This is a genomic window from Streptomyces sp. 1-11, from assembly GCF_007176755.1.
GTDB lineage: Bacteria > Actinomycetota > Actinomycetes > Streptomycetales > Streptomycetaceae > Streptomyces.
On the sequence record NZ_BJTV01000001.1, the window covers coordinates 872711 to 897040 of the forward strand.

Sequence of the window (24330 nt, forward strand, 5' to 3'; positions counted from 1 at the left end):
CCTGCCGCCCCGCCGCGCGGACGGCGGTGCGTCAGCTGCCGGCGCGCGGCGGGGCGCTAGCCGCACCGTCCGGTGCCGGCCGGAGACGGGCGGCCAGGGCGGCCGCGAACTCCTCCGCGCGGGAGAGCTGGGTGCGCAGGTCCTCGACCCGGCGCTGGGCGGCCTGCTCGAAGCCGCGGATGCGGTCCAGCAGGGCCTCGCGCTCCGCCGGCGGCAGTTCGCCGCCCGAGTCGAGGCGGTCGGTGGCCTCCAGCAGGGCGCGCATCTCGTCGAGGGTGAACCCGAGCGGCTTCATGCGGCGGATGACCATCAGGCGGGCGACGTCGGCCTCGGTGTAGAGCCGGAAGCCGCCCTGCGAGCGGGCGGACGGGGTGACGAGACCGGTGTCCTCGTAGTGCCGGATGGTGCGCAGCGACAGCTCGGTCCGTGCGGCGACCTCGCCGATCTGCATGTGCTCGCTGCTCACGCGGGGGAGCCTTCCTCGTCTGCCGCCGCGGCCGCGGACGGCCGCCGGGAATCTCTACCCTAACGTCAGGGTAGAGTTGCGCGGTGCCCGCGCGACCCTTAGCCGCGCAGCGGCGCCGGGCGCGGGACACCGTCCCGTGACCGTACAGCCATTCGGACAGCCGGGGCCGACGAAGCCCCCGGCGCGGACCGGCCGGCGGAAGAGAGCGTGCGCGTGTTCTCCATGCCCGGCGCCGACCGCCCGCCCTGCCCCTCAGCCGCCCGGCGCCGACCGCCCGCCCTGCCCCTCAGCCGCCCGGCGCCGACCGCCCGCCCTGCCCCTCAGCCGCCCGGCGGCGGCCGGTCACCCCGGCTCGCGCCACCGCCATGGGCGTCTTCGCCCGGCGCGTCGCCCACCTCGCCGATGTCACCGCCGTCACCGGTCCCGACGGCGCGAGCGTCGTCTACCGGGTGACGGGCGCGCTGTTCTTCGCCTCCTCCAACGACCTGGTCGGCCGGTTCGACTACGCGGGCGATCCCGGGCGGGTCGTCGTCGACCTGTCCGCCGCGCACATCTGGGACGCCTCCTCCGTCGCCGCACTGGACGCCGTCGAGGCCAAGTACGCCCAGCGCGGCAAGAACGTGGAGATCGTCGGGCTGAACGAGCCCAGCTCCCGGATCCACGGGTCCCTCAGCGGGGAGCTCGCGGGCGGTCACTGACCGGCTCCGGCCGTCCGGCCCATCCCGCGCGCTCACCCGTCCGGGGTACCCACCGCCGCTCCCGCGTGTGTCCGCGACCGGCGGCGGGCGAGTGTGCGCACCGTGGGGCGTACGGAACTGGGACCACGGTGAGGGGCAGATGATCGTATCGGTGGTGTCGATGCCCGGAGGGGCCACCACGCGTACGGACCTGGCGGCGGCGCGCGAGCGCCTGGCCGCCTCCGGTTTCCTGCTGGTCGACGTCCAGCTCGGGGCCGAGCCGGCCGACGACGAGAACACGGTCGTCAGCGGGCTCGGCCTGGAGTCCGAGTGCCCGCCGTGGTTCGGCAGGGCGGGTGAGCCGGTGCGGGCCCAGTTCCTCGGCGACCGGGCCGCATTCGTCGTGCCCGTCGTGCAGGGCCGCCGGATCGTCCACATCCACGTCCTGGCGACGGAGCGGCACCTGCTCACCCTGCACCGGGGACCGGCCCGGCCGATGGAGAACCTCGTGGCCCGGCTCGGCGAGGAGAACCCGCCCGACACGGCGGCCCTGCTGTTCCTGCTGCTGGAGGAGGCCCTGGACACCTTCCGCCGGGCCGCGGTGGCGGACCTGCTGAAGGTGGAGGACCTCGAGGACGAGATGTTCGACCGGCGGCGCCCCGACCAGGTCTACCGCCTGGCCCGGCTGCGACGGCGCGCCGGGCTCCTGCACCGGTTCCTGCTGCCGTACCTCCAGGCGACGGACGAGGTGATCATGCGCAGGATGCTCAACCGCGACTTCCCCGAGGAGCGCCAGCGGCTCGCCCGGGACTTCCAGCACGCCGGCCGGCTGGTGCTCAGCGACATCCAGTCACTGCAGGAGGCCACCCGGCGCGCCTTCGCCAGCTACTCCTCGCTGGTGGTGGGCGAGCAGAACGGCGTGATCAACCGGCTTGCCATCGTGTCCACGATCTTCCTGCCGCTGACGTTCCTGACCGGCTACTTCGGCATGAACTTCAGCTTCCTCACGGACGAGATGGAGAGCAGGGCCGTCTTCTGGCTGCTCGCCGTGGCACTGCAGGTGGTGGTCCTGGGCGCCGCCCTGTACGTGCTGCACCGCACCCACCTCTGGCGCAGGCTGCGGGACGACGAGGGCACACAGGAACAGTGAGCGCGGCGGCGCCCCGGTGGGGCCGGACCGGGCCTCAGGGCTCACGCGGGGGCGATGGAGAAGCTGCGCCAGGGACCGGCGGTTTTGATCACCTCGTCCGAGCCCTGCATGTTCAGGTAGGTGCTCGGCCGGCCCTTCGGCGCGGTGCAGTCGGGCGTCGTGTACAGCAGGATGCTGTTCTGCGTGGAGTTTTCGACGCGGGTGACGTCCGCCTTGAAGCGGTGGCACCCCTCGTTCGACGGGTTCGTGAAAGCCTGCACCGTTCTGCCCCCGTTGTGCCCGGTGATCGTGCCGACGGTCTGGTCCTGGCAGGCGGCCAGCCCCACTCCGGACAACGCGACGCAGGCGAGCGCGGCCAGCGGACGTGAAACGCGCATCGGTCCTCCCGTGTGTACGGAGACCCGGTTGGAAGGTGTTTCCCGCCCCTCCCCCACTATCCGCCAGAGCGGACGGCCCCGCCTGGCGAGGGCGCGGCCGCCCGCACTGGCGGAACCGGCGGTCCGCCAGAGCGCGCACACGACGCGGCGCGGGCCGCCGGGCGATAGTGGTGGGGTACCGGCAGCTACCCACCGCGCCCTCCAGGAGGCACCTTGCCCGGACCGGACGGGGGTTCGCGGGTGGTGGTCGTGATGGGCGTGTCCGCGTCCGGGAAGTCCACCGTCGGAGCGCGGCTCGCACAGCGGCTCGGCGTGCCGTTCCTGGAGGGCGACGACCTCCACTCCGCCGCGAACCGCGCCAAGATGGCGTCGGGGCGCCCCCTGGACGACGCCGACCGCAGACCCTGGCTGGCGGCGCTCACGGAGTGGATCCGCGCCGCCGCGTCGAACGGGCACGGGGGCGTCGCCTCCTGCTCCGCGCTCAAGCGCGCGTACCGCGACCAGTTCCGGCGCACCGGGGCCGACCTGTGGTTCGTCTACCTGGCGCTCGACCGGGAGGCGGCCGCGGAACGCATCATGCGCCGGACCGGGCACTTCATGCCGCCGGAGCTGCTCGACAGCCAGTACGCCGTCCTCGACCCCCTGCAGCCCGACGAGCCGGGCGTCACCATCGACGCGTCCGGCGACCCGGCCGGGGTCATGAGGGCGGCGCTGCGGGCCACGTGCGGGCCGGAGCACTAGGCGATCCGGACGTAAGGCCCTGAGGCCCGGGTCAGCCCTCGTCACCGGCGCCGGTGCCGCGCAGGTCCGCGTCGGTGGGGCTCTCCAGCTCGCCGTGCACGGGGCCGTCGCGCCTTTCCGGGGGCCGGTACGGAAAGGGACGGGTCAGCCGCCGGTGGCGAAGCCGGGGAACAGGGTCATGCCGCCGTCGACGTACAGCGTGGTGCCGACGACGTAGTCCATGAGGTCGGAGGCCAGGCCGACGACCGCGTTGGCGATGTCCTCGGGCTCGCCGACCCGGTCGTAGGGGATCAGCCGCAGCAGGTCGCGCTCCGCCTCGGCGGTCTGCCAGGCGTCGCGGTTGATGGGGGTCTTGATGGCTCCGGGTGCGACCGCGTTCACGCGGATCTTGTGCGGGGCGAGTTCCTGCGCGAGGGTCGCCATCATCATCTGCACGCCGCCCTTGGAGGAGGCGTAGTTGACGTGCCCGGTCCACGGGATGAGCTGGTGCACCGAACTCATGCAGATGATCTTCCCGGCCGCCCGGGACACCTCCGGGACCACTCCGCGGCGCAGGAACTCCCGGGTCGCCTCGCGGGCGCAGAGGAACTGCCCGGTGAGGTTGACGTCGATGACCTTCTGCCACTGGGCGAGGGTCATGTCGGTGAGGCGGGCGTCGCGTTGCAGTCCCGCGTTGGCGACCAGGATGTCGATCGTGCCGAACTCCTTGACCATCCGGTCGGTCATGGCGACGACCTGGTCCTCCTTGGAGACATCCGCCTCGTACGCGGCGGCCTCGACCCCGAAGGCGGTGATCTCCTCGACCACCTGGTCGGCTTCCTCGCGGCCGGCCACGTAGTTCACCACGACGTCGGCCCCGGCCCGGCCCAGGGCGACGGCCGTCGCCCTGCCGATCCCGGAGTTCGCGCCGGTGACCAGCGCCTTCTGGCCCTTCAGCAGTTGGGCGGGGATCACGCCCCGCGGTGCGCCCTCGGTGGAACTCACGATGCCCTAGCTCCTTGCCTGCGTGCCCGGACCCGCCGGGCCGGTGAGGCCCGGAGGCTGCGCCGTCAGCCAAGCACCGGGGGGCCGGGGCGGCAGCCCGGGGCGGACCGCGTTGCGCTGCGCGGCGGAGCATCTTCGCCCGGTCGGCGGCGTGCTCGCGCGGGCGGCGCTCAGCCCAGCCGCTGCAGCAGGTGGTCGCCCACCCGGAGGGCGTTCGCCATGGCCGCTCAGGGACCGCGGACACCACCCGGCGCCTCCGGCCGTTGCAGCACTCGCCCGGGGGCCCCGCACGCCCACCCGGCAAAGCCCGCCGGAGTGCCGCTCGACGTGCGGGCCGTGGCGGCGGCCCCTTCACTGGGAGGACAGCCCGTTGCGCGAGTCGCCGGAGGCGGACCATGACAAGCAGATGGACACGGACAGCGGCGGGCGCGGTCCTCGCCGGGGTGGTCGCGGTCGCGGCGGCGGGGTGCTCCGACGGCAACTCGGGGAACACGTCGCGCGCCGCCAGCAAGGCGGCCTCGGCGGCCTCCTCCGCCGCCTCCTCGCTCGCCTCGAAGGGCGCGGACGCGCTGGCCGCGGCCTCCGCGGAGGCCCGGCAGAAGCTCGACGGCGTGAAGAACGGCGTCAAGGCCAAGGACGATGTCACACTCGGCACCCCGGCCACCGGCGCCGACGGCCGGGCCGCGGTCAAGGTGAGCGCGAGGAACACGGCGTCCTCGGCCAAGTCCTTCGCCGTGCAGGTCAACTTCACCGACAAGAACGGCAACCTGCTGGACGTCACCGTGGTGACCCTCAAGGACGTGGCGGCCGGCTCCACCGGCGACGCCACCGCCCAAAGCCACCGCAAGCTGACCGGCGACGTCCACGCGGTGGTCAACACGGCGCTGCGCTACTGACGCCGGACCCGGACGACCGACCGGGCCGGCCCCTACCGCGGCCGAGGCCCGTGTCCGCCCCGGCCGCGGTAGGGGCGCCGGGCGTGGCCGGCGGGCCTCGTGCGACGGCGGGCGGGCGCGCGGCCATATCGTGGGTCCCGGCACGCCAGCCACACACGTCCGTTCTTCGGGGGACACCATGCGGGACACACACACCGAGCCGGCCCCGGCCGCGCGGCTCGCCGTACGCGGGCTGGCCCCGACGCTGACCGTGCTCGTCGTCAGTCTCGTCGTCGCCGCCGTGGGCGTCTACGAGCTCTGCGGTTTCGGTCTGCACAGCCTGGACCGGCGTCCGCACCTGTTCAGCGACGGCCTCGCCACCGGCGGGGTGATCGTCGCCGCGGTGGCGGCCGGCGCCGCGGTGGGCAACCTCGCCTGGACGCTGGCGGCGGCCCGGCGCGGCGCGGACGCGTCCGGATGAGAACCTGTGCACCCGATGTGCACACCTTTGCACTCGCGTTACCCTACGGGTTGTAGGGTCGGCCTCGGCCCGTCCCCTCTCCCAAGGTGCCCGTCACCATGCCCGCACGACAGCCGAGCCCGGCCTCCCCGCAGGCTCCCGCCCAGCGCAGCGACCCCCGCCCCGGCGCCCCCGCCCCGTCCGCCGGCGACGACCGGCTGAGGAAGCGGGCGGCGGCGGCCACCGTCTGGTACCTGCGCCTCATGGCCGCGCTCAACATCCTCGCGGTGCTCTCCCTGCCCTTCCGCGAGGAGGTGCACGAGCACAACGTCGGCTCGTTCTTCACGCCCTACCTGGCCACCGCCGGCCTGGTCTCCGCTTTCCTCGCCCTGTTCCTCGCGGTGGTGATGCACCGCCGCAAACGGGCCGCCTGGTTCTTCAACCTCCTCCTCGCCGGCCCGCTGCTCTGCCTCTACGCCCTCGCGCTCACCCGCGCCCCCTACCGCGAGCACGTCTTCAACTGGCTCTCCGTCGCCCTCACCGCCCTGTTCGTGGCGGCCCTGCTCGTCGGCCGGCGCGAGTTCGACGCCATCGGCGACCGCTCCAACCCGCGCCTCGCCCTCGCCGTCGGCGCGGGCGGCGCCCTGGTCAGCGCCACGCTGGGCACGCTGCTGGTGCACGAGACGAACCGGATCCCCGGCGCCGCGCTCAAGGAGGAGATCTCCTACACGCTGCTGCGCGGGGTCAGCGTGGGCCCGCTCGCCGACCGCGTCGACACCGTGCTCGCCCCCCGCTGGGCGGACATGACCGTCAACGTCCTGATGGCCGCGACCTTCCTCCTCGTCCTCTACGCCTGCTTCCGCGCCCCGCGCGGCGCCTGCCTGCTCGGCCCGGAGGACGAGCGGCGCCTGCGCGACCTGCTCGCCAAGCACGGCGAACGCGACTCCCTCGGCTACTTCGCGCTGCGCCGGGACAAGGCGGCCGTCTTCTCGCCGAGCGGCAAGGCGGCCGTCACCTACCGCGTCGTCGGCGGCGTGAGCCTCGCCTCCGGCGATCCCATCGGCGACCCCGAGGCCTGGCCCGGCGCCATCGACGCCTGGCTCGCCGAGGCCCGCCGGCACGCCTGGACCCCGGCCGTCATGGGCGCGAGCGAGGAGGCGGGCACCGTCTACTCCCGGCACGGTCTCGACGCCCTCGAACTCGGTGACGAGGCGATCGTCGAGCTGGCCGACTTCACCCTGGAGGGCCGCGCCATGCGGGCGGTCCGCCAGGCGCACAAGCGGGTCGGCCGGGCCGGGTACACCGTCCGCATCCGCCGCCACGAGGACATCCCCGACGACGAGATGGCCCTGCTCGTCGACCGCGCCGACCACTGGCGCGACGGCGCCACGGAGCGCGGCTTCTCCATGGCCCTGGGCCGCCTCGGCGATCCCGGCGACGGCCGCTGCGTGATGCTGGAGTGCCGCGACGCGGACGGCGTCCCCCGGGCCCTGCTCAGCTTCGTCCCCTGGGGCGGACACGGCCTGTCGCTGGACCTGATGCGCCGGGACCGCGCCTGCGAGAACGGCCTGATGGAGTTCATGGTGGTCGAACTCCTGCTGCGCGCCGAGGAGATGGGCGTCCAGCGGGTGTCCCTGAACTTCGCCATGTTCCGCTCGGTCTTCGAACGCGGCTCCCGCCTCGGCGCTGGTCCGGTGCTGCGCCTGTGGCGCTCGGTCCTCACCTTCTTCTCGCGCTGGTGGCAGATCGAGTCCCTGTACCGCGCCAACGCCAAGTACCGTCCGCTGTGGGAGCCCCGCTTCCTGCTGTTCGCCAAGAGCAGCGACATCCCCCGCATCGGCCTGGCCAGCGCCCGCGCCGAGGGCTTCCTCACCCTGCCGGGGCTGGGGAGCCGCTCGTAGCGCCGTCGGGCCCTCCGCCGCCCTGCCGGGGCGTGCCCGGTGGGGCGCGTCCCGGCGCCCGGGCGGGCGCGGCCCGGTCCGTCTCGGAAACGTTCCTGCTCAGCCGGCCTGCGGGGGCGGGGACCACACGCCCATCCACTGCTCGGCGCCCCAGGCCTCGAACCGCTGCACCTCGGTGAAGCCCAGCTTCACCGCGAGGCGCATCGAGCGGTCGTTGGCGGTCTGGGTGCAGAGCACCACCGGCTCGCCGGGAAGCGCGCCCGCGAACCAGCCGAGCGCCGCCGCGCACGCCTCGGCGGCGTAACCGCGGCCCCATGCCCGCGGCAGGAACAGGTAGCCGATCTCCGACTCCGCGACGTCACGGCGGGCGTTCCCCGAGCCGTTCGTGCCGTGGGGCTTCAGCTCGACCATGCCGATCATCGTTCCGCCGGCCTCGATCACGAAGAGGCCGGGGCGCCTCTCGGGCGTCCCGGGCATCGCGCGCTCGCACTCCTCGCGCGATCGAGGACCACCGAGGTAGGTGTGCACCTCAGGCGAGGTGAGCAGCTCGACGAACGGCCCGCGGTCCCGGGCCTCGGGCTCGCGCAGCACGAGCCGTTCGGTCCTGATCGGGGCGGGCGGCCAGACGGCGGATCCGGGTTCGGGCATGGCGGGCAACCTACCGCACGCGCGCCGTCCGGCGGGGGGCGCTCACCCGCTTCCGTCCCCCGTCGTCCCGCCGCCCACGGAGAAGCCGATGACCGCTCCGCCGCCCTCCCGGCGGTAGGCGAACGGCGCCCCGCCGTGGGCCATGGCGACCTCGCGGACGATGGACAGGCCCAGGCCCGAGCCGGGCAGGGACCGCGCGTCGGCGGCCCGGTAGAAGCGGTCGAAGATGCGGATCAGATCGCCCTCGGCGATGCCCGGCCCGCGGTCGAGCACCTCGACCCGGACCGTTCCCGGGCGCGCCGGGCCGGTGAGGGCGATCTCGATCGGCTCCTTGCCGCCGCGGTCGAACTTGGCCGCGTTCTCGACCAGGTTGGACAGCGCCCGCTGGAGCATCCCGGGCCGCCCCTCGGTACGCGTGTCGCCGCTCGCCCGCAGCACGATCTCCCGGCCGGTACGGCGCTTGGCCAGCCCCATCACGTCCTCGGCGATGTCGGCCAGGTCCACCTGCTGCGGCGGCTCGCTGTCGGACTGCCCGGCCGCGAGGTCGACCAGCTCGTTGACCAGGTCGGTCAGCTCCCGGGCCTCCTGGGAGAGATCGGCGACGAGTTCCTCCCGGCTGTCCGGCGGCAGTTCGTCGATCCGGCGCAGCAGCGAGATGTTGGTGCGCAGCGAGGTGAGCGGCGTGCGCAGCTCGTGTCCCGCGTCCTGGACCAGCCGCCGCTGGTCCTCCTCCGACTGGGCGAGGCGGCCCAGCATGCGGTCGAAGGCGCGGCCGAGCCGGCCCACCTCGTCCAGCCCGGTGACGGGCACCTCGATGCCCAGCCGGCGGGTGCGGGCCACGTCCTCGGCGGCCGAGGTGAGGACGACCAGGCGCCGGGTGATCCGGCGGGCCAGCCACCAGCCGAACAGGCCCGCCGCGACCACGACCGCCGACATCAGGATCAGCGTCCGCTGCTGCAGCGCCCGCAGCAGGTCCTCGGTGTCGCTGAACTCCTGGGCGACCTGGACCGCGCCCTTGCCGTGGCCGAGCGAGACGGTGGCGACGCGGAACAGGTCCTCGCCGACCCGGACGTCCTTGTGCTCGACCAGCCGGCCGGCCCTGCGCGCCCCGGAGACGGCCCGGTCCCGTGCGGTGACCGGCAGCACCGGGCTGCCGTGGTCGACGATCTCGCCCCGCGCGCCCAGCACCTGCACATCGGTCCGGGCCGGCCGGACCAGGTCGTGGCCGGGCCGGGAGGAGGAGAAGTCCTCCGGGACCATCTCGTGCTGGCGCACCTCGTCCCGTACGTCGGAGACGACCTGGGTGAACACCGACTGCTGGTCGACCCGGACCAGGCGCGCGGCGGAGCTGTAGGACAGGATGCCGACGAGGATGGTCACGGCGGCGGTGACGGCCGCGAAGGACACCGCGAAGGTGGTGCGCAGGGAGATCAGTCTGGGCCGGGGCCCGGCCCCGGGCCGCCGGCCGCGCGCCACTAGTCCTCCCGCAGCACGTAGCCCACGCCCCGCACGGTGTGGATCAGCTGCGGGGCTCCGGGCTCGTCCAGCTTGCGGCGCAGGTAGCCGACGTAGACGGCGAGGTTCTTGGAGCCGGGTCCGAAGTCGTAGCCCCAGATCCGGTCGTAGATGGTGGAGTGGTCGAGCACGATCCCGGCGTTGCGGACCAGCAGTTCCAGCAGTTCGAACTCGGTGCGGGTCAGCTCCAGCTCGCGGCCGCCCCGCCAGGCGCGGCGGGCCTGCACGTCCATCCGGATGTCCGCGGCGCCCACCTGCCGGTCGGTGGTCTGCACGTCCCGCCCGGCGTCGGCGGCGGGCGTCGCGCCCGCGCCGCCCGCCGGCACCGGGCTGGTGCGGCGCAGCAGCGCCCGCAGCCGAGCGAAGACCTCCTCGACGTCGAACGGCTTGACCACGTAGTCGTCGGCGCCGGCGTCCAGACCGGCGATGCGGTCGGCGGTCTCCACCAGGGCGGTGAGCATGAGGATCGGGGTGCTGTCGCCCTCGGCCCGCAGCACCCGGCAGACCTGGAGCCCGTCGATGCCCGGCATCATCACGTCCAGCACCAGGACGTCCGGCGGGGTCCGGTGCGCCTGGGCCAGCGCCTCGACCCCGTCGGCGACGGCCGTCACCTCGTAGCCCTCGAGCGTCAGGGCACGCTCGAGGGCATGACGGATGGCACGGTCGTCTTCGGCGAGCAGCACAGTCTGGGGCACCTTCCCAGTCTGCCAAGGCCCCGGGCGGTTCCGCCGGGCCCGCGGGCCGACGATCACCCTTTTTACCGCGCTCTCACCGTCACAGCGGCGCACCTTGTCAGGCGCCGGCGACGCCGAGCCGTGCGAGCTGCTCGGCGAAGGGCACGACCTGCGGTGCGTCCTCGGCGTCCGCCCCGGCCGCGGACAGCCCGGTCATGAGCCCGGCCAGCTCCCCGGCCGCCCGCTCGACACGCTCCGCCAGCCCCTCGGCCCCCCAGTCCTCCGAGGCGGCGTAGACGCCGGTGGGCACCACCACGGCCCGCAGGTAGGCGAACAGCGGCCGCAGTGCGTGCTCCAGCACCAGCGAGTGCCGTCCGGTGCCCCCGGTCGCGGCGATCAGCACCGGCTTGCCGGTCAGCGCGTCCCGGTCCAGCACGTCGAAGAAGGACTTGAACAGTCCGCTGTACGAGGCGCTGAACACGGGCGTGACGACGATCAGTCCGTCGGCCCCCGCCACCGCCTCCTGCGCGGCGGCCAGGGCCTTCCCGGCGAACCCGTTGGTGAAGTTGTGCGCGATCTCGACCGCGAGGTCCCGCACCTCGACGACCTGAACGTCCACCGGTGCGCGCCGGTCCACGGCGGCGGCCAGCCGGTCGGCCAGCAGCCGGGTGGAGGAGGGGACGGTCAGTCCCGCCGAGACGACGACGAGCCTCATGGTGTCCTTCATACGGCGGCCGCCTCCTTCGTGGTGAGCAGCGACTGGTGGGTCGGCGCCTCCGGCACGTCCGCCGGGCGCCCCTTGGCGAACTCCTCGCGCAGTACGGGCACGACCTCCTCGCCCAGCATGTCGAGCTGTTCCAGCACCGTCTTCAGCGGCAGTCCGGCGTGGTCCATCAGGAAGAGCTGGCGCTGGTAGTCGCCGGCGTACTCGCGGAAGGACAGCGTCTTCTCGATCACCTGCTGCGGCGAGCCCACCGTCAGCGGGGTCTGCTCGGTGAAGTCCTCCAGCGAGGGGCCGTGTCCGTACACCGGCGCGTTGTCGAAGTACGGGCGGAACTCCCGCACCGCGTCCTGCGAGTTGCGGCGCATGAACACCTGGCCGCCGAGTCCGACGATCGCCTGCTCGGGCGTGCCGTGCCCGTAGTGGGCGTAGCGCCTGCGGTACAGCTCGACCATCCGCTTGGTGTGGTCCGCCGGCCAGAAGATGTTGTTGTGGAAGAAGCCGTCGCCGTAGTACGCGGCCTGCTCGGCGATCTCCGGGGAGCGGATCGAGCCGTGCCAGACGAACGGCGGCACGCCGTCCAGGGGCCGCGGCGTGGCGGTGAAGCCCTGCAGCGGGGTGCGGAACCTGCCCTCCCAGTCGACGACGTCCTCGCGCCACAGCCGGTGCAGCAGGGCGTAGTTCTCGACGGCGAGGCCGATGCCCTCCCGGATGTCCTTGCCGAACCAGGGATAGACCGGGCCGGTGTTGCCGCGCCCCATCATCAGGTCCACGCGCCCGTCGGCCAGGTGCTGCAGCATCGCGAAGTCCTCCGCGATCTTCACCGGGTCGTTGGTGGTGATCAGGGTGGTGGAGGTGGAGAGGACGAGCCGCTCGGTCCGCGCGGCTATGTAGCCGAGCATGGTCGTCGGGGACGAGGGCACGAACGGCGGGTTGTGGTGCTCGCCGGTCGCGAAGACGTCGAGCCCGACCTCCTCGGCCTTGAGCGCGATGGCGACCATGGCCTTGATCCGCTCGCGCTCGGTCGGCGTCCGCCCCGTGGTGGGGTCCGGCGTGACGTCGCCGACGGTGAAGATCCCGAACTGCATGGCCAGCCTCCCAGGTTGTTTATCGTTCAACTATAGCCCTGGAACGGCCCCCGGTCCGCCACTATTCCCCGCCCCCGGACCCCCCGGCCGGCTCAGCCACGCCGCTCGCGCAGCCGCGCGATCTGCTCCGCGCCGAACTCCACCGTGCGCTCCATGTGCCGCACGATCACCGCGAGCTCGCCGTCGTCCAGCTCGTCGAAGAGGGAGAACCAGTCACCGGCCAGCGAGTCCCACAGCCGCCCGAACTCGGCGATCCGCTCCGGCACGGTCACCACCAGCACCCGCCGCCGGTCCACCTCGTCCCGCCGCCGCACGACGTACCCCGCCCGCTCCAGGCGGTCCACCAGCCGGGTCGCCGACCCGGTGGTCAGCCCCGTCAGCTCCGCGATCCGGCCCGTGGTGACCGGCGCCTCCTCCAGCGTGAGCAGGTTCAGGCACTGCAGATCGGTGGGGTGCAGCCCGATCCGGTCGGCCACGGCCTGGTTGAACAGGGCGTACGAGGCCATGTACCGCCGGGAGACCACGGACAGCTCCGCCAGCAGCCCGGACCGCCCGGTCGCCTTCCCGGCCATGCCGCACTCCCCTTGTCGTCCGCGTGGTCCAGTGATCGTACGGCCACGCGGCCGGGCGCTCAGAAGGCGTACGCGTCCCCGGTGCCCAGCACCAGCACCGTCAGCCGGTCGTTCGTCCGGTCCCGGTCCACGGCGCCGCCGAGCCAGACGGTGTCCACCTCCAGCGTCACCTCCGACGGCCGCCGCGCCAGCCGCACCGACACCGTGAGCCGCTCACCCACCGCGTCCGCCGCCAGCGCGCCGATCCCGCACACCACCGACCTCTCGTCCGTGCGCGCGCACCCCGCCGGCAGCCGCTGGTCCCCGGCCGGCGGCACCGACCAGCGCAGCAGCACGCTCGCGTCCGGCGCCGCGGCCGGGCCGGCGTTGCGCGGGGTGACGGAGACCTCCACCCGGTCCCCCGTCAGCACGGCGCTCCCGTGCAGCGTCAGATCGGCCTCGGGCGCCGGCGCCGCCCCGGCCGGCCCGGCGCCGGCCACCACCAGGACGCCGCACACGCCCAGCACCCACGACCTCACCCGCATGCCCTGCCTCCTCGCGCCCGGCGCCCGTACCCGCCGTACCGATCTATCCCACGGAAACCGGCCGGCAGGCGCCCTCCAACAGGTGACGCGGCACGCCCGTGCGAAGCTGCCGTCATGCTCGTCCTGCGCTCCGCCGCCCTCTTCGTCGTCGCCGCCCTCTTCGAGATCGGCGGCGCGTGGCTGGTGTGGCAGGGGGTGCGCGAACACCGCGGCTGGCTCTGGATCACCGGCGGCGTCCTCGCGCTCGGCGCCTACGGGTTCGTCGCCACCTTCCAGCCGGACGCCCACTTCGGCCGCATCCTCGCCGCCTACGGCGGGATCTTCGTGGCCGGGTCGATCCTGTGGGGCGTGGTCGCCGACGGCTACCGCCCGGACCGCTGGGACATCACCGGCGCGCTGGTCTGCCTGGCCGGGATGGCGGTCATCATGTGGGCGCCCCGGAACGGCGGCTGAGGGCTCACTTAGGCTGGACGGAACCGACCCGCCGCAGCCCCAGGAGCAGCCCATGGCCACCGCAGCCCCGTCCGCCGCCTCCCGCATCGCCGTCGTCACCGGTGCGAGCAGCGGTATCGGCGCCGCCACGGCCCGGCAGCTCGCCCGGGCCGGCTACCGCGTCGTCCTCACCGCCCGCCGCAAGGACCGCATCGAGGCGCTGGCCGAGGAACTGACCGCGGCCGGGCACTCGGCGGCCGCCTACCAGCTCGATGTCACCGACCGCGCGGCGGTCGACGAGTTCGCCACCGCCTTCACGACGATCGGCGTCCTGGTCAACAACGCCGGCGGCGCCCTCGGCGCCGACCCGGTCGCCAGCGGCGACCCGGCCGACTGGCGCACGATGTACGAGACCAACGTCATCGGCACCCTCAACGTCACCCAGGCGCTGCTGCCCAAGCTGGAGGCGAGCGGCGACGGAGTGGTGGTCGTGGTGTCCTCCACCGCCGGTCACGGCACGTACGAGGGCGGCGCGGGCTACGTCGCCGCCAAGCACGGCGCCCACGTCCTCGCCGAGACCCTGCGCCTGGAGATCGTCGGCAGGCCGGTCCGCGTCGTGGAGATCGCGCCCGGCATGGTGAAGACCGAGGAGTTCGCCCTGACCCGCTTCGGCGGCGACACCGACCGGGCGGCGAAGGTCTACGAGGGCGTGGCCGAACCCCTCACCGCCGACGACGTGGCGGAGACGATCACCTGGGCGGTCACCCGCCCCAGCCACGTCAACGTCGACCTCCTCGTGCTGCGCCCGCGCGCCCAGGCGTCCAACACGAAGGTGCACAGGGAGTCGTGATGCCCGAAGAGGACGCGCTCGAAAAGCGCCGCCTGGCCGAGGAGACGAGGAACGAGCGCCAGGTCTGGTACTTCCTCGCCTACTTCCTCTTCGGCATCCACTTCGTGGCGTTCGTCATGATCTACGCCGTACGCCACGCGAAGTAACCCGCGCCGCACCCGCCCCGGAGGCCCCGTCGCCGCCGACGGCGGAGCCCTGTCCCGGGGGCCCGGCTGAGCGGGCGTCGTTCCCGGCCTGCGAGCGTGCAGCGCACCTCACTCGTACGAGGGATTCCGATCGAGCAACCGATCACCGTGCGAACCCCCGATCTAGGCTCGCGCCACGTGATCGAACGAAAGTGCAGGTTTCCCTCGTGGCTCAACGCAAGCCCAGCGCACACGGGTTCATGGATCTCAGGACCCCCGAGTACGCCTACATGTTCGGCTTCCTGCAGGCGGACGGACACCTGTCTCAGGGCGCCGGCCAAAAAGGGAGTCTGAGCGTCGAACTCTCCGTTCGGGACGTCGGCCTTTTACGCATGTTCCAAAAGCTCACGCCCTACTACAGCAGCATCACCGAACGCACCCGATCCACCAATTACGCCGCGACTCACACCTCGGCGACCTGGACCGTCTGCTCCCTGGAGGCCAGAACCACCCTCAACGCACTCGGCCTGCCCTACGGGCGCAAGTCAAAGACGATCGCTCCCCCGCTGGGCGAGTTTTCCCACCGCGACTATCTGCGCGGTCTGATCGACGCCGACGGATCAGTCGGCTTCACCAGCAAGGGGCTTCCATTCGTCTCGCTGACCACGGCCAGCAGCGCCATGGCGTCCTTCCTGCGTGACCACAGCAGGGAAGTCACCGGAGCGGAGCGCAGCCTCAGGCGCAACACTCGCGACGACATCTACAACGTTCTCTACACGATGGAGCCGGCCCAGCGTCTGGCCGCCGACCTCTACCGTCCCGGCTGCCTGTCCCTTGAGCGCAAACGCAAAGCTGCCGAATCGCTTGCGGCCTGGAAGCGTCCCGCAGGCATGAGGGCCGCGTGTACCCGGCGCCGCTGGACCGAGGCCGAGGACCGGGTCCTGCTGAGCCTCGACGACGCCGAGAGGGCCGCCGAGGTACTCGGGAGGACGATCAGAGGCTGCGGCCTCCGCCTCTGGCGCCTCCGCACCGGACAAGGCGCCGGAGCGACCCGTCAGTAAGCCCCGGACCGAAGCGTCGATGAGCCCGCGAGTCGCCCCGGACACCCATTGGGGACGGCTCTCGTGTCAGCCCTTCACGCACAGGAACTGCTTCAGCTTCGCGACGACCTGCACGAGGTCACGCTGCTGCTCCATGACTTGCTCGATGTTCTTGTAGGCGCCCGGAATCTCGTCCAGCACACCGGAATCCTTACGGCACTCCACGCCCTTCGTCTGCGCCTCGAGATCCCCCACGGTGAAATGCCGCTTGGCGGCATTGCGGCTCATACGCCGGCCGGCGCCGTGCGAGGCGGAGTTGAACGCCTTCTCGTTGCCGAGCCCCTTGACAATGTACGAACTGGTGCCCATCGAACCTGGGATGATCCCGTACTCGCCGGAGCCGGCCCGGATCGCGCCCTTGCGGGTGACCAGCAGGTCCATGCCCGCGTACCGCTCCTCCGCCACGTAGTTGTGGTGGCAGGAGATCTCCGGCTCGAAGACCGGCTTCGCCTTCTTGAACTCCTTGCGGACCACGTCCTTCAGGAGCGCCATCATCAGCGTGCGGTTGTACTTCGCGTACTCCTGCGCCCAGAACAGGTCGTTGCGGTAGGCCGCCATCTGCGGGGTGTCCGAGACGAAGACGGCGAGGTCTCGGTCGACCAGGCCCTGGTTGTGCGGGAGCCGCTGGGCCACGCCGATGTGATATTCGGCCAGTTCCTTGCCGATGTTGCGGGAGCCCGAGTGGAGCGTCAGCCAGACAGCGCCATCGGAATCAAGCAGGAGTTCGACATAGTGGTTGCCGCCGCCAAGCGTCCCCATCTGCTTGACCGCTCGCTCCTCGCGGAACCTCACCGCCTCCGCGATCCCGCCGAACCGCCCCCAGAACTCGTCCCAGCCCGCGGTGGCGAGTCCGTGGAACCGCCCCGGCTCCACGGGGTCGTCGTGCATCCCCCGCCCCACCGGAATCGCCTGCTCGATCTTCGACCGCAGCCGGGACAGGTCCCCCGGCAGGTCATTGGCGGTCAGCGAGGTGCGCACCGCCGACATGCCGCACCCGATGTCCACTCCCACCGCGGCCGGGCACACCGCGCCCCGCATCGCGATGACCGAACCGACGGTCGCGCCCTTGCCGTAGTGGACGTCCGGCATCACGGCCAGGCCCTTGATCCACGGCAGGGTGGCGACGTTCTTGAGCTGACGCAGGGCCACGTCCTCCACCGTCGCGGGATCCGTCCACATCCGGATCGGCACCTTCGCGCCCGGCATCTCCACGTACGACATGGGTTCCTCATTCCCCCGAGAACAACAACAAAAGGCTTTAAGGGCAACAGAACGCAAAAGCGGCGACAAGGTCCACGAAAAGGGACAGGGGGCCGTCGTTCACGGCAGTGCGTGCGGTACACATTGTCTCCAGGCAGCGCCCCGCGGCGGCAAGCGAATAACCAGCGGGGACACTGAGCGCACCAGCGAGCAGAGACCGTCGAGAGGAGCCCGACCGTGCAGCGGAAGGCGTATGTGACCGGCACCGCCGCCCTCCTCGTGGCGCTGCTGGCCGGCTGCACGAGCGGTTCGGGGGACGACGGGCCCACCGACGACGCCAATCCGGGCACCGCCGGCACGGCCACGCCCGCCGCCCAGCCCGGCAAGTACCGCAGCCTGCCCGAGCCGTGCGGGGTCCTCGGCCACGACGCCCTCGACACCCTGCTGCCCGGCATCGCGCAGATCGCCGACCCGGACCAGCGGGAGAAGGCCTACCAGGGCGAGGCGACGCTCACCTACAGCACCGACCGCAAGGTGGGCTGCCGCTGGAAGGCGTCGTCCGGCGCCGCCACCGACCGGCTCGCGGTCGACTTCGAGCGCGTGGTGTCGTACGACAACGCGGTCAGCGACGACGACCAGGCGCAGAAGCTGTTCGAGGAGCAGGAGACGGCGGCCGACCTGCCCGAGCCGACCACCCCCGTCCCGGCCACCTCCAACCCCACGGCGAACACGCGCGACGACGCCTCCCCGTCGGGCTCCGGGTCCCCTGCCGCGTCCGCCCCGGAGTCCTCCGCCACCTCCGCCACCTCCTCCGCCTCCTCCGCCTCCGGCGCCGCCGGCGCCCCGCCGGCCGAGCTGCAGCCGCGCGTGCTGCCCGACCTCGGTGACGAGGCGTATCTGGACGACCAGCTCAGCACCTCCGGCTCGACGGCCGAACAGCGAACGGTGACTGTGGTGTTCCGCACGTCCAACGTCGTCGTCACCATCGAGTACGAGGAGCAGCCGATGGCGACGGGAACCGTCCCGGACAGCAAGGAACTGCAGGACAGGGCCCGGAATCTGGCCTCCCGGCTGGCCGACGCACTGGGCGGATGACGCCCCCGGCGGGCCCCCGCGCCGCCGCCCGTGAACGGGGTGAAGGCGAACCGCACAGCTCCTCCACCGCGTACCGTGGGGCCCCGCAGGAACCCGCACGAACACCGAGTGTCACGAGTGAAGGAACCATGCAGCGAGCAGCCCAGCGAAACGTCCGTGCCCACGACCAGCGAGCCAAGCGTCTGCGCCGCGCCCTTGTCTGCGCAGCGGCCGTTCCCGCGGTGCTGATCACCGCCGCCTGCTCCTCCGACTCCGGCGACTCCTCGGACAAGGCCGGCGACAGCGGCGCGACGCGGACCACCGGGAGCTCCTCGGCGACGCCGTCGGCGAGCGCCTCCCCGACCGTGCAGGCCGCCGCCTACCGCAAGTTGCCCGATTCGTGCGCGGTGCTGTCCAAGAAGACCCTCACCGATCTGGTGCCCAAGGGCGCCAAGTCGGGCAAGGAGGGCAGCAGCGACGACACCACCACCCGTGCCTCCTGCTCCTGGAGCAGCCTGGACAACAACGGCGTCAAGGGCTCGCAGTTCCGCTGGCTGAACGTCTCCCTGCTGCGCTTCGACTCGGACGCCGCCCGGGGCTCCGGCGACGAGCAGGCGCACGCCTACCTCGCTCGGCAGGTCGAGGACGCCAAGGCCGTCTCGGGTGCGAAGAACACCAAGTCGGAGCCGGTCGCCGGGACGGGCGCCGAGGCGACGCTGGTGCGCTACGACCTGAAGAAGAAGGAGGGCACCTTCAAGCAGCAGACGATGGTCGCCCGGGTCGAGAACGTCGTCGTCACGCTCGACTACAACGGCGCCGGTCTCGCGGGCGAGAAGACCCCGAGCGCCGACGACCTGTCGAAGGACGCGCAGAAGGCCGTCAAGGAGGCGGTCGCCTCCGTCTCGGCCGCCAACGGCAAGGGTTCCGGCACCGGCACGTCCTCGGGCGGGTCCGCCTCCCCGTCCGCGAGCACCTCGAAGTCCCCGTCGAAGCAGGCGTCCAAGTCGCCCTCATCCAGCGCTTCTCCGTCCAAGTCGGCCGCGAAGAAGGACTGACCCGCGTCACGTGCGCCGCACACGTGTGCCACCCTGTTGCGCGCAACAACACGCAAGGGGAGGGGAGTACGAGTGGCCGCGCCAATGCAGCTGACTCGGATGCACCGCATACTCATCGGCGTGGTCGTGTCCGGCGCGCTGGTCATCGCCGGCATCGGCTTCGCCGGCTCGTACGCGGCCGTCCGTGAGCTTGCCGTCAAGAAGGGCTTCGGGAACTTCTCCTACGTGTTCCCGGTCGGCATCGACGCGGGCATCTGTGTCCTGCTCGCCCTGGACCTGCTGCTGACCTGGATCCGGATCCCCTTCCCGCTGCTGCGCCAGACGGCGTGGCTGCTGACGGCGGCGACGATCGCCTTCAACGGCGCCGCCGCCTGGCCGGACCCGCTGGGTGTGGGCATGCACGCGGTGATCCCGATCCTGTTCGTGGTCTCCGTCGAGGCGGCCCGGCACGCCATCGGCCGGATCGCGGACATCACGGCGGACAAGCACATGGAGGGCGTCCGCCTCACCCGCTGGCTGCTCTCCCCGGTGCCCACGTTCCTGCTCTGGCGCCGGATGAAGCTGTGGGAGCTGCGCTCCTACGACCAGGTGATCAAGCTGGAGCAGGAGCGCCTGGTCTACCAGGCCCGTCTTCGCTCCCGCTTCGGCCGGGCCTGGCGCCGCAAGGCCCCGGTCGAGTCGCTGATGCCCCTGCGTCTGGCCCGCTACGGCGTCCCGCTCGCGGAGACGGCACCGGCGGGCCTCGCGGCGGCGGGCATCGAACCGATGCTCCTGCCGCCGGTCCCGCAGCCCCAGCCGCAGCCCCAGCCGCAGCTCACCGCGGCCCAGGACGCGGTGCCCGCGGCCGCCCAGGCCGCCGGGGCCGCGCCCGTCCCTAAGCAGGCGGCGCCTCCCGGGCAGCGGCGGCCCGAACCCCCGGTGGACGAGGAGAGCCCCTGGTTCCAGGCTCCGCGCGAGGTGGACTACCACGGCGGCTACGACCCCGCGTACGACCTCGTGCCGGACCCCCAGTACGTCCCCGAGGAGGAGTACGAGGGCTGGTACGAGGAGCAGCCGGCGGAGCAGTTCCAGCAGCCCTCCCCCGAGGACACCGGCAGCTTCCCGATCCCGGTGAACGCCACCCGCACCCGCGAACTCGGCGAGGGCGGCGGCGCCCCGGAGCCGGACGAGGACGCGTACTACCAGATCTTCCGGCAGTCGATCGACGGCAGCTACCCCACGCCCCGCGTGCTCGGCGACAACATCGAGGCGACCTACGGCAACACGCTGAGCCCGGGCGCCCTGAAGGAGCTCGCGGAACGCTTCCAGCAGCGCCACTCGGCGGAGCTGGAGGAGGACCACATCGCCTGACGGCACGGCGGCGCCTCCGGACGACGGAGGAAGCCGCACGGTGAGGAACGGAGAAGAGGGGCCCTCGTGATGAGGGCCCCTCTTTCGCGTCGGACGTGTCCGGCCGCTTCCGCGTTACTCCCCGAGCAGGGCGCGCACCCGCTCCTGTCCCACGGCCAGCAGCAGCGTGGGCAGTCGCGGCCCGGTGTCCCGGCCGACCAGCAGGTGGTACAGCAGGGCGAAGAACGTCCGCTGGGCCGTCTTGATCTCCGGCGGCAGTTCCTTGGGCGTGGCGTCGGCCGCGAACCCGGCCTGCACCTTCGGCACGCCGTAGACGAGGTGGGTCAGCCCGTCGAGCGACCAGTGCTCGGCGAGCCCGTCGAGCAGCAGCCGCACCGACTGCTGGGAGGCCTCGTCGAGGGACTTCAGCAGCTCGGCGTCGGGCTCGTCGCGGACGATGGTGCGCTGGTCGGCGGGGACGTGGGTGTTGATCCACGCCTCGGCCTTGTCGTACCGGGGCCGTGCCTCGTCGAGCGAGGCCAGCGGCTGCTCGGGGTCCAGCTCGCTGAGGATGCGCAGCGCCTGGTCCTCGTGCCCGGCGGTGATGTCGGCGACGGACGCGAGCGTGCGGTACGGCAGCGGGCGCGCGGTGCGCGGCAGCTCACCGGCGGCGGTGCCCACGGCCCGCGTGTACGCGGCCATGTCGCCCGGCAGCGCGGAGCCGTCGGTCACCTTGGCGGCCAGCTTGTCCCACTCGTCGTAGAGCCGCTGGATCTCCTGGTCGAAGGCGATCTTGAAGGACTGGTTCGGCCGGCGCCGGGCGTACAGCCAGCGCAGCAGCTGCGGCTCCATGATCTGCAGCGCGTCGGCCGGGGTGGGCACGCCGCCGCGCGAGGACGACATCTTGGCCATGCCGGAGATGCCCACGAAGGCGTACATCGGGCCGATGGGCTGCTCGCCGCCGAAGATCCCGACGATCTGCCCGCCCACCTGGAAGCTGGAGCCCGGGGACGAGTGGTCGACGCCGCTCGGCTCGAAGATCACGCCCTCGTAGGCCCAGCGCATCGGCCAGTCGACCTTCCAGACCAGCTTGCCGCGGTTGAACTCGCTCAGCCGGACCGTCTCGGCGAAGCCGCAGGCGGTGCAGGTGTAGGCCAGCTCGGTGCTGTCGTCGTCGTAGGAGGTGACCGTCGTCAGGTCCTTCCCGCAGTTGCCGCAGTACGGCTTGTACGGGAAGTAGCCGGCCGCGCCGGAGCTGCCGTCGTCCTCGGCGGCGGCGCCCGAGCCCTCCTCGGCCTCCAGCTCCGCCGCGTCCACCGGCTTCTGCTGCTTCTTGGCCGGGGCCTTCTTGGTGCGGTACTGGGCGAGGATCGCGTCGATGTCGCCGCGGTGCTTCATCGCGTGCAGGATCTGCTCGCGGTAGACGCCGGAGGTGTACTGCTCCGTCTGGCTGATTCCGTCGAACTCCACGCCCAGCTCGGCCAGCGAGGCGACCATCGCGGCCTTGAAGTGCTCGGCCCAGTTCGGGTACGACGACCCCTTCGGCGCCGGCACCGAGGTCAGCGGCTTGCCGATGTGCTCGGCCCACGACTCGTCGACGCCCGCGATCCCGGCCGGGACCTTGCGGTAGCGGTCGTAGTCGTCCCAGGAGATCAGGTGCCGGACCTGGTGGCCGCGGCGGCGGATCTCGTCGGCGACCAGGTGCGGGGTCATGACCTCGCGCAGGTTGCCCAGGTGGATCGGGCCCGAGGGGGAGAGCCCGGACGCGACGACGACCGGTTTGCCCGGGGCACGGCGCTCCGACGCTTCGATGACCTCATCCGCGAAACGGGAGACCCAGTCGGTGGTCTCGGTGCTCTGAGCCACGATCGGCACGTCCTTCTTTCTGAACGGGTGACACTCCATTGTCACAGACCCGCATGCGACGGGGAAAACCCCTTTGCCCCCCGTGGGATACTGGCCGGGTCTATCCATCCCCACGAGGAGAACGGCACCCCTTCCTATGGCCTCGGTCACGTCCCTCAGCGATTCCGTCCAGCAGCGCCTCGCGTCCGCCCTCTCGGCCACCCTGCCGGAGGCCGCCGGCGCGGACCCGCTGCTGCGACGAAGCGACCGGGCGGACTTCCAGGCCAACGGCATCCTGGCGCTGGCCAAGAAGGCCAAGGCCAACCCGCGGGAGCTGGCGGCCCAGGTCGTCGCCGGGGTCGAGTCGGGCGAAGTGATCAAGGACATCGAGGTCTCCGGGCCCGGCTTCCTCAACATCACGGTCTCCGACCGGGCGATCACCGCGAACCTGGCCGCGCGGTACGCGGACGACACCGGCCGCCTCGGCGTGCCGCGGGCCGCGAACCCGGGCACGACGGTGATCGACTACGCCCAGCCGAACGTGGCGAAGGAGATGCACGTCGGCCACCTGCGCTCCGCGGTGATCGGCGACTCGGTCGTGCAGCTCCTGGAGTTCGCCGGGGAGAGCGTGGTCCGGCGCCACCACATCGGCGACTGGGGCACCCAGTTCGGCATGCTCATCCAGTACCTGGACGAGCACCCGCACGAGCTGGACCACAAGGACTCCCAGGTGAGCGGCGAGGAGGCGATGTCGAACCTCGACCGCCTCTACAAGGCCGCGCGCAAGCTGTTCGACTCCGACGAGGAGTTCAAGACGCGCGCCCGGCGCCGGGTGGTCGACCTGCAGGCGGGCGACCCGAAGACCCTCGCCATGTGGCAGCGGTTCGTGGACGAGTCGAAGATCTACTTCTTCTCCGTCTTCGAGAAGCTGGACATGGAGATCCGCGACGCCGACATCGTCGGCGAGTCCGGCTACAACGACATGCTCGCGGAGACCTGCCGGCTCCTGGAGGAGTCCGGTGTCGCGGTCCGCTCCGAGGGCGCGCTGTGCGTCTTCTTCGACGACGTCAAGGGCCCGGACGGCAACCCGGTGCCGCTGATCGTGCAGAAGTCGGACGGCGGCTACGGCTACGCGGCGACCGACCTGTCCGCGATCCGCGACCGCGTGTTCAACCTGAAGGCGAACACGCTGCTGTACGTCGTCGACGCCCGTCAGGCCCTGCACTTCCGGATGGTCTTCGAGACCGCCCGGCGGGCCGGCTGGCTGAACGAGGACGTCAAGGCGCAGCAGCTCGCGTTCGGCACCGTCCTCGGCAAGGACGGCAAGCCGTTCAAGACGCGTGCGGGCGAGACGATCCGGCTGGTCGACCTGCTGGACGAGGCGATCGACCGTGCTTCGGCCGTGGTCCGGGAGAAGGCCCAGGACCTGTCCGAGGAGGAGATCGCCGAGCGCGGCGCGCAGGTGGGCATCGGCGCGGTGAAGTACGCGGACCTGTCGACGTCGGCGATCCGGGACTACAAGTTCGACCTGGACCAGATGGTCTCGCTCAACGGCGACACCAGCGTGTACCTGCAGTACGCGTACGCGCGTATCCAGTCCATCCTGCGCAAGGCCGGCGAGGTCCGCCCCGTGGCGCACCCGGAGCTGGAACTGGCGCCGGCCGAGCGCGCTCTGGGCCTGCACGCGGACGCGTTCGCGGAGACGGTGGGGGAGGCGGCCGCGGAGTACGCACCGCACAAGCTGGCCGCGTACCTGTACCAGCTCGCCTCCCTGTACACGACGTTCTACGACAAGTGCCCGGTGCTGAAGGCCGAGACGCCGGAGCTGGTGGAGAACCGACTGTTCCTGTGCGACGTGACCGCCCGCACCCTGCACCGGGGCATGGCCCTGCTGGGCATCAGGACGCCCGAGAAGCTCTGACGGCCGGTCCGGCGTCGCGGCGGCCC

General features: G+C 72.2%; 25 protein-coding genes and 1 pseudogene. 14 read left to right on the forward strand and 12 right to left on the reverse strand.

Annotation, left to right across the window (positions count from 1 at the left end):
- Positions 1-31 precede the first annotated feature (31 nt).
- Positions 32-466, reverse strand: coding sequence for a MerR family transcriptional regulator (locus tag TNCT1_RS04075; RefSeq protein ID WP_174266130.1), 435 nt, complete (start codon positions 464-466; stop codon positions 32-34).
- Positions 467-822: 356 nt separating this feature from the next.
- Here TNCT1_RS04075 and TNCT1_RS04080 point away from each other — a divergent pair.
- Both TNCT1_RS04080 and TNCT1_RS04085 read left to right on the forward strand, forming a co-directional pair.
- Positions 823-1164: pseudogene (locus TNCT1_RS04080) on the forward strand (STAS domain-containing protein); the annotation flags it as partial.
- A gap of 139 nt (positions 1165-1303) precedes the next feature.
- On the forward strand, positions 1304-2293 hold the full coding sequence (locus TNCT1_RS04085) for a CorA family divalent cation transporter (RefSeq protein ID WP_235902297.1): 990 nt from the start codon (positions 1304-1306) through the stop codon (positions 2291-2293).
- 41 nt (positions 2294-2334) lie between these two features.
- Here the strand turns inward: TNCT1_RS04085 and TNCT1_RS04090 are convergent, their stop codons facing one another.
- On the reverse strand, positions 2335-2670 hold the full coding sequence (locus tag TNCT1_RS04090) for a hypothetical protein (protein WP_143628147.1): 336 nt from the start codon (positions 2668-2670) through the stop codon (positions 2335-2337).
- A 213-nt stretch (positions 2671-2883) separates the two neighbouring features.
- Between TNCT1_RS04090 and TNCT1_RS04095 the strand changes: the two genes are divergently transcribed.
- Positions 2884-3411, forward strand: coding sequence for a gluconokinase (locus TNCT1_RS04095; protein ID WP_308789266.1), 528 nt, complete (start codon positions 2884-2886; stop codon positions 3409-3411).
- A gap of 144 nt (positions 3412-3555) precedes the next feature.
- Here TNCT1_RS04095 and TNCT1_RS04100 read toward each other — a convergent pair whose 3' ends face one another.
- Positions 3556-4395 (reverse strand): SDR family oxidoreductase, encoded by an 840-nt coding sequence (locus TNCT1_RS04100; RefSeq protein ID WP_235902299.1) that lies wholly within the window; start codon positions 4393-4395, stop codon positions 3556-3558.
- A gap of 395 nt (positions 4396-4790) precedes the next feature.
- Between TNCT1_RS04100 and TNCT1_RS04105 the strand changes: the two genes are divergently transcribed.
- The 3 genes from TNCT1_RS04105 (at position 4791) to TNCT1_RS04115 (ending at position 7631) form a co-directional block, all read left to right on the forward strand.
- Positions 4791-5291 carry a hypothetical protein gene (locus TNCT1_RS04105; RefSeq protein WP_235902301.1) on the forward strand — a complete coding sequence of 167 codons (501 nt, stop codon included), beginning with the start codon at positions 4791-4793 and terminating at the stop codon, positions 5289-5291.
- Positions 5292-5469: 178 nt separating this feature from the next.
- Positions 5470-5751 (forward strand): hypothetical protein, encoded by a 282-nt coding sequence (locus TNCT1_RS04110; RefSeq protein ID WP_143628149.1) that lies wholly within the window; start codon positions 5470-5472, stop codon positions 5749-5751.
- 98 nt (positions 5752-5849) lie between these two features.
- A complete protein-coding gene (locus tag TNCT1_RS04115) occupies positions 5850-7631 on the forward strand; it encodes a phosphatidylglycerol lysyltransferase domain-containing protein (protein WP_143628151.1) in 1782 nt (593 codons plus the stop codon).
- Positions 7632-7730: 99 nt separating this feature from the next.
- On the opposite strand, the gene TNCT1_RS04120 is transcribed toward TNCT1_RS04115, so the two are convergent.
- The 7 genes from TNCT1_RS04120 to TNCT1_RS04150 form a co-directional block, all read right to left on the reverse strand.
- The gene (locus tag TNCT1_RS04120) at positions 7731-8279 is read right to left on the reverse strand and encodes a GNAT family N-acetyltransferase (RefSeq protein WP_143628153.1); all 549 of its coding nucleotides are present in this window, start codon (positions 8277-8279) and stop codon (positions 7731-7733) included.
- Between the two features lie 42 nt (positions 8280-8321).
- Positions 8322-9755, reverse strand: coding sequence for a HAMP domain-containing sensor histidine kinase (locus TNCT1_RS04125; protein ID WP_143628155.1), 1434 nt, complete (start codon positions 9753-9755; stop codon positions 8322-8324).
- Entirely contained in the window at positions 9755-10489 is a 735-nt protein-coding gene (locus TNCT1_RS04130) for a response regulator transcription factor (RefSeq protein ID WP_143628157.1), read from the reverse strand. Before TNCT1_RS04130 ends, TNCT1_RS04125 begins: the two co-directional genes overlap by 1 nt.
- A gap of 97 nt (positions 10490-10586) precedes the next feature.
- Positions 10587-11183 carry a CE1759 family FMN reductase gene (locus tag TNCT1_RS04135; protein WP_174266144.1) on the reverse strand — a complete coding sequence of 199 codons (597 nt, stop codon included), beginning with the start codon at positions 11181-11183 and terminating at the stop codon, positions 10587-10589.
- Between the two features lie 8 nt (positions 11184-11191).
- Positions 11192-12277, reverse strand: coding sequence for an LLM class flavin-dependent oxidoreductase (locus tag TNCT1_RS04140; RefSeq protein WP_143628161.1), 1086 nt, complete (start codon positions 12275-12277; stop codon positions 11192-11194).
- Positions 12278-12369: 92 nt separating this feature from the next.
- Positions 12370-12849, reverse strand: coding sequence for a MarR family transcriptional regulator (locus TNCT1_RS04145; RefSeq protein ID WP_143628163.1), 480 nt, complete (start codon positions 12847-12849; stop codon positions 12370-12372).
- Between the two features lie 59 nt (positions 12850-12908).
- Positions 12909-13373, reverse strand: a complete 465-nt coding sequence (locus TNCT1_RS04150; RefSeq protein WP_143628165.1) for a hypothetical protein — start codon at positions 13371-13373, stop codon at positions 12909-12911.
- Positions 13374-13487: 114 nt separating this feature from the next.
- On the opposite strand from TNCT1_RS04150, the gene TNCT1_RS04155 reads away from it, so the two are divergent.
- The 4 genes from TNCT1_RS04155 to TNCT1_RS04165 all read left to right on the forward strand — a co-directional run bounded on the left by TNCT1_RS04155 (position 13488) and on the right by TNCT1_RS04165 (position 15841).
- Entirely contained in the window at positions 13488-13826 is a 339-nt protein-coding gene (locus TNCT1_RS04155) for a YnfA family protein (RefSeq protein WP_143628167.1), read from the forward strand.
- A 52-nt stretch (positions 13827-13878) separates the two neighbouring features.
- The gene (locus TNCT1_RS04160; protein ID WP_143628169.1) at positions 13879-14655 is read left to right on the forward strand and encodes an SDR family NAD(P)-dependent oxidoreductase; all 777 of its coding nucleotides are present in this window, start codon (positions 13879-13881) and stop codon (positions 14653-14655) included.
- Positions 14655-14801, forward strand: coding sequence for a hypothetical protein (locus TNCT1_RS35755; RefSeq protein ID WP_174266131.1), 147 nt, complete (start codon positions 14655-14657; stop codon positions 14799-14801). The genes TNCT1_RS04160 and TNCT1_RS35755 overlap by 1 nt, the downstream gene beginning before the upstream one ends.
- 206 nt (positions 14802-15007) lie before the next feature.
- Entirely contained in the window at positions 15008-15841 is an 834-nt protein-coding gene (locus tag TNCT1_RS04165; protein ID WP_235902303.1) for an LAGLIDADG family homing endonuclease, read from the forward strand.
- 66 nt (positions 15842-15907) lie between these two features.
- Here TNCT1_RS04165 and TNCT1_RS04170 read toward each other — a convergent pair whose 3' ends face one another.
- Positions 15908-17101 (reverse strand): RtcB family protein, encoded by a 1194-nt coding sequence (locus tag TNCT1_RS04170; protein WP_143628171.1) that lies wholly within the window; start codon positions 17099-17101, stop codon positions 15908-15910.
- Positions 17102-17317: 216 nt separating this feature from the next.
- Here TNCT1_RS04170 and TNCT1_RS04175 point away from each other — a divergent pair, with 216 nt between their 5' ends.
- From TNCT1_RS04175 to TNCT1_RS04185, 3 genes are all read left to right on the forward strand, one after another.
- On the forward strand, positions 17318-18175 hold the full coding sequence (locus TNCT1_RS04175; RefSeq protein ID WP_143628173.1) for a DUF3558 domain-containing protein: 858 nt from the start codon (positions 17318-17320) through the stop codon (positions 18173-18175).
- Positions 18176-18303: 128 nt separating this feature from the next.
- Positions 18304-19209 carry a DUF3558 family protein gene (locus TNCT1_RS04180; protein ID WP_174266132.1) on the forward strand — a complete coding sequence of 302 codons (906 nt, stop codon included), beginning with the start codon at positions 18304-18306 and terminating at the stop codon, positions 19207-19209.
- Between the two features lie 99 nt (positions 19210-19308).
- The gene (locus TNCT1_RS04185) at positions 19309-20559 is read left to right on the forward strand and encodes a DUF2637 domain-containing protein (protein WP_174266133.1); all 1251 of its coding nucleotides are present in this window, start codon (positions 19309-19311) and stop codon (positions 20557-20559) included.
- A gap of 114 nt (positions 20560-20673) precedes the next feature.
- Here TNCT1_RS04185 and lysS read toward each other — a convergent pair whose 3' ends face one another.
- The gene (gene lysS / locus TNCT1_RS04190; protein ID WP_143628175.1) at positions 20674-22413 is read right to left on the reverse strand and encodes a lysine--tRNA ligase; all 1740 of its coding nucleotides are present in this window, start codon (positions 22411-22413) and stop codon (positions 20674-20676) included.
- A gap of 127 nt (positions 22414-22540) precedes the next feature.
- Between lysS and argS the strand changes: the two genes are divergently transcribed.
- Positions 22541-24304, forward strand: coding sequence for an arginine--tRNA ligase (gene argS, locus TNCT1_RS04195; RefSeq protein ID WP_143628177.1), 1764 nt, complete (start codon positions 22541-22543; stop codon positions 24302-24304).
- Positions 24305-24330 lie beyond the last annotated feature (26 nt).

Bases quoted from the DNA above. Each gene is read 5' to 3' on its own strand.
- TNCT1_RS04085 (WP_235902297.1), top strand. From the start codon at position 1,304: ATGATCGTATCGGTGGTGTCGATGCCCGGAGGGGCCACCACGCGTACG.
- TNCT1_RS04090 (WP_143628147.1), bottom strand. From the start codon at position 2,670: ATGCGCGTTTCACGTCCGCTGGCCGCGCTCGCCTGCGTCGCGTTGTCC.
- TNCT1_RS04105 (WP_235902301.1), top strand. From the start codon at position 4,791: ATGACAAGCAGATGGACACGGACAGCGGCGGGCGCGGTCCTCGCCGGG.
- TNCT1_RS04110 (WP_143628149.1), top strand. From the start codon at position 5,470: ATGCGGGACACACACACCGAGCCGGCCCCGGCCGCGCGGCTCGCCGTA.
- TNCT1_RS04115 (WP_143628151.1), top strand. From the start codon at position 5,850: ATGCCCGCACGACAGCCGAGCCCGGCCTCCCCGCAGGCTCCCGCCCAG.
- TNCT1_RS04120 (WP_143628153.1), bottom strand. From the start codon at position 8,279: ATGCCCGAACCCGGATCCGCCGTCTGGCCGCCCGCCCCGATCAGGACC.
- TNCT1_RS04135 (WP_174266144.1), bottom strand. From the start codon at position 11,183: ATGAGGCTCGTCGTCGTCTCGGCGGGACTGACCGTCCCCTCCTCCACC.
- TNCT1_RS04140 (WP_143628161.1), bottom strand. From the start codon at position 12,277: ATGCAGTTCGGGATCTTCACCGTCGGCGACGTCACGCCGGACCCCACC.
- TNCT1_RS04145 (WP_143628163.1), bottom strand. From the start codon at position 12,849: ATGGCCGGGAAGGCGACCGGGCGGTCCGGGCTGCTGGCGGAGCTGTCC.
- TNCT1_RS04150 (WP_143628165.1), bottom strand. From the start codon at position 13,373: ATGCGGGTGAGGTCGTGGGTGCTGGGCGTGTGCGGCGTCCTGGTGGTG.
- TNCT1_RS04155 (WP_143628167.1), top strand. From the start codon at position 13,488: ATGCTCGTCCTGCGCTCCGCCGCCCTCTTCGTCGTCGCCGCCCTCTTC.
- TNCT1_RS04160 (WP_143628169.1), top strand. From the start codon at position 13,879: ATGGCCACCGCAGCCCCGTCCGCCGCCTCCCGCATCGCCGTCGTCACC.
- TNCT1_RS35755 (WP_174266131.1), top strand. From the start codon at position 14,655: ATGCCCGAAGAGGACGCGCTCGAAAAGCGCCGCCTGGCCGAGGAGACG.
- TNCT1_RS04170 (WP_143628171.1), bottom strand. From the start codon at position 17,101: ATGTCGTACGTGGAGATGCCGGGCGCGAAGGTGCCGATCCGGATGTGG.
- TNCT1_RS04180 (WP_174266132.1), top strand. From the start codon at position 18,304: ATGCAGCGAGCAGCCCAGCGAAACGTCCGTGCCCACGACCAGCGAGCC.
- TNCT1_RS04185 (WP_174266133.1), top strand. From the start codon at position 19,309: ATGCACCGCATACTCATCGGCGTGGTCGTGTCCGGCGCGCTGGTCATC.
- argS (WP_143628177.1), top strand. From the start codon at position 22,541: ATGGCCTCGGTCACGTCCCTCAGCGATTCCGTCCAGCAGCGCCTCGCG.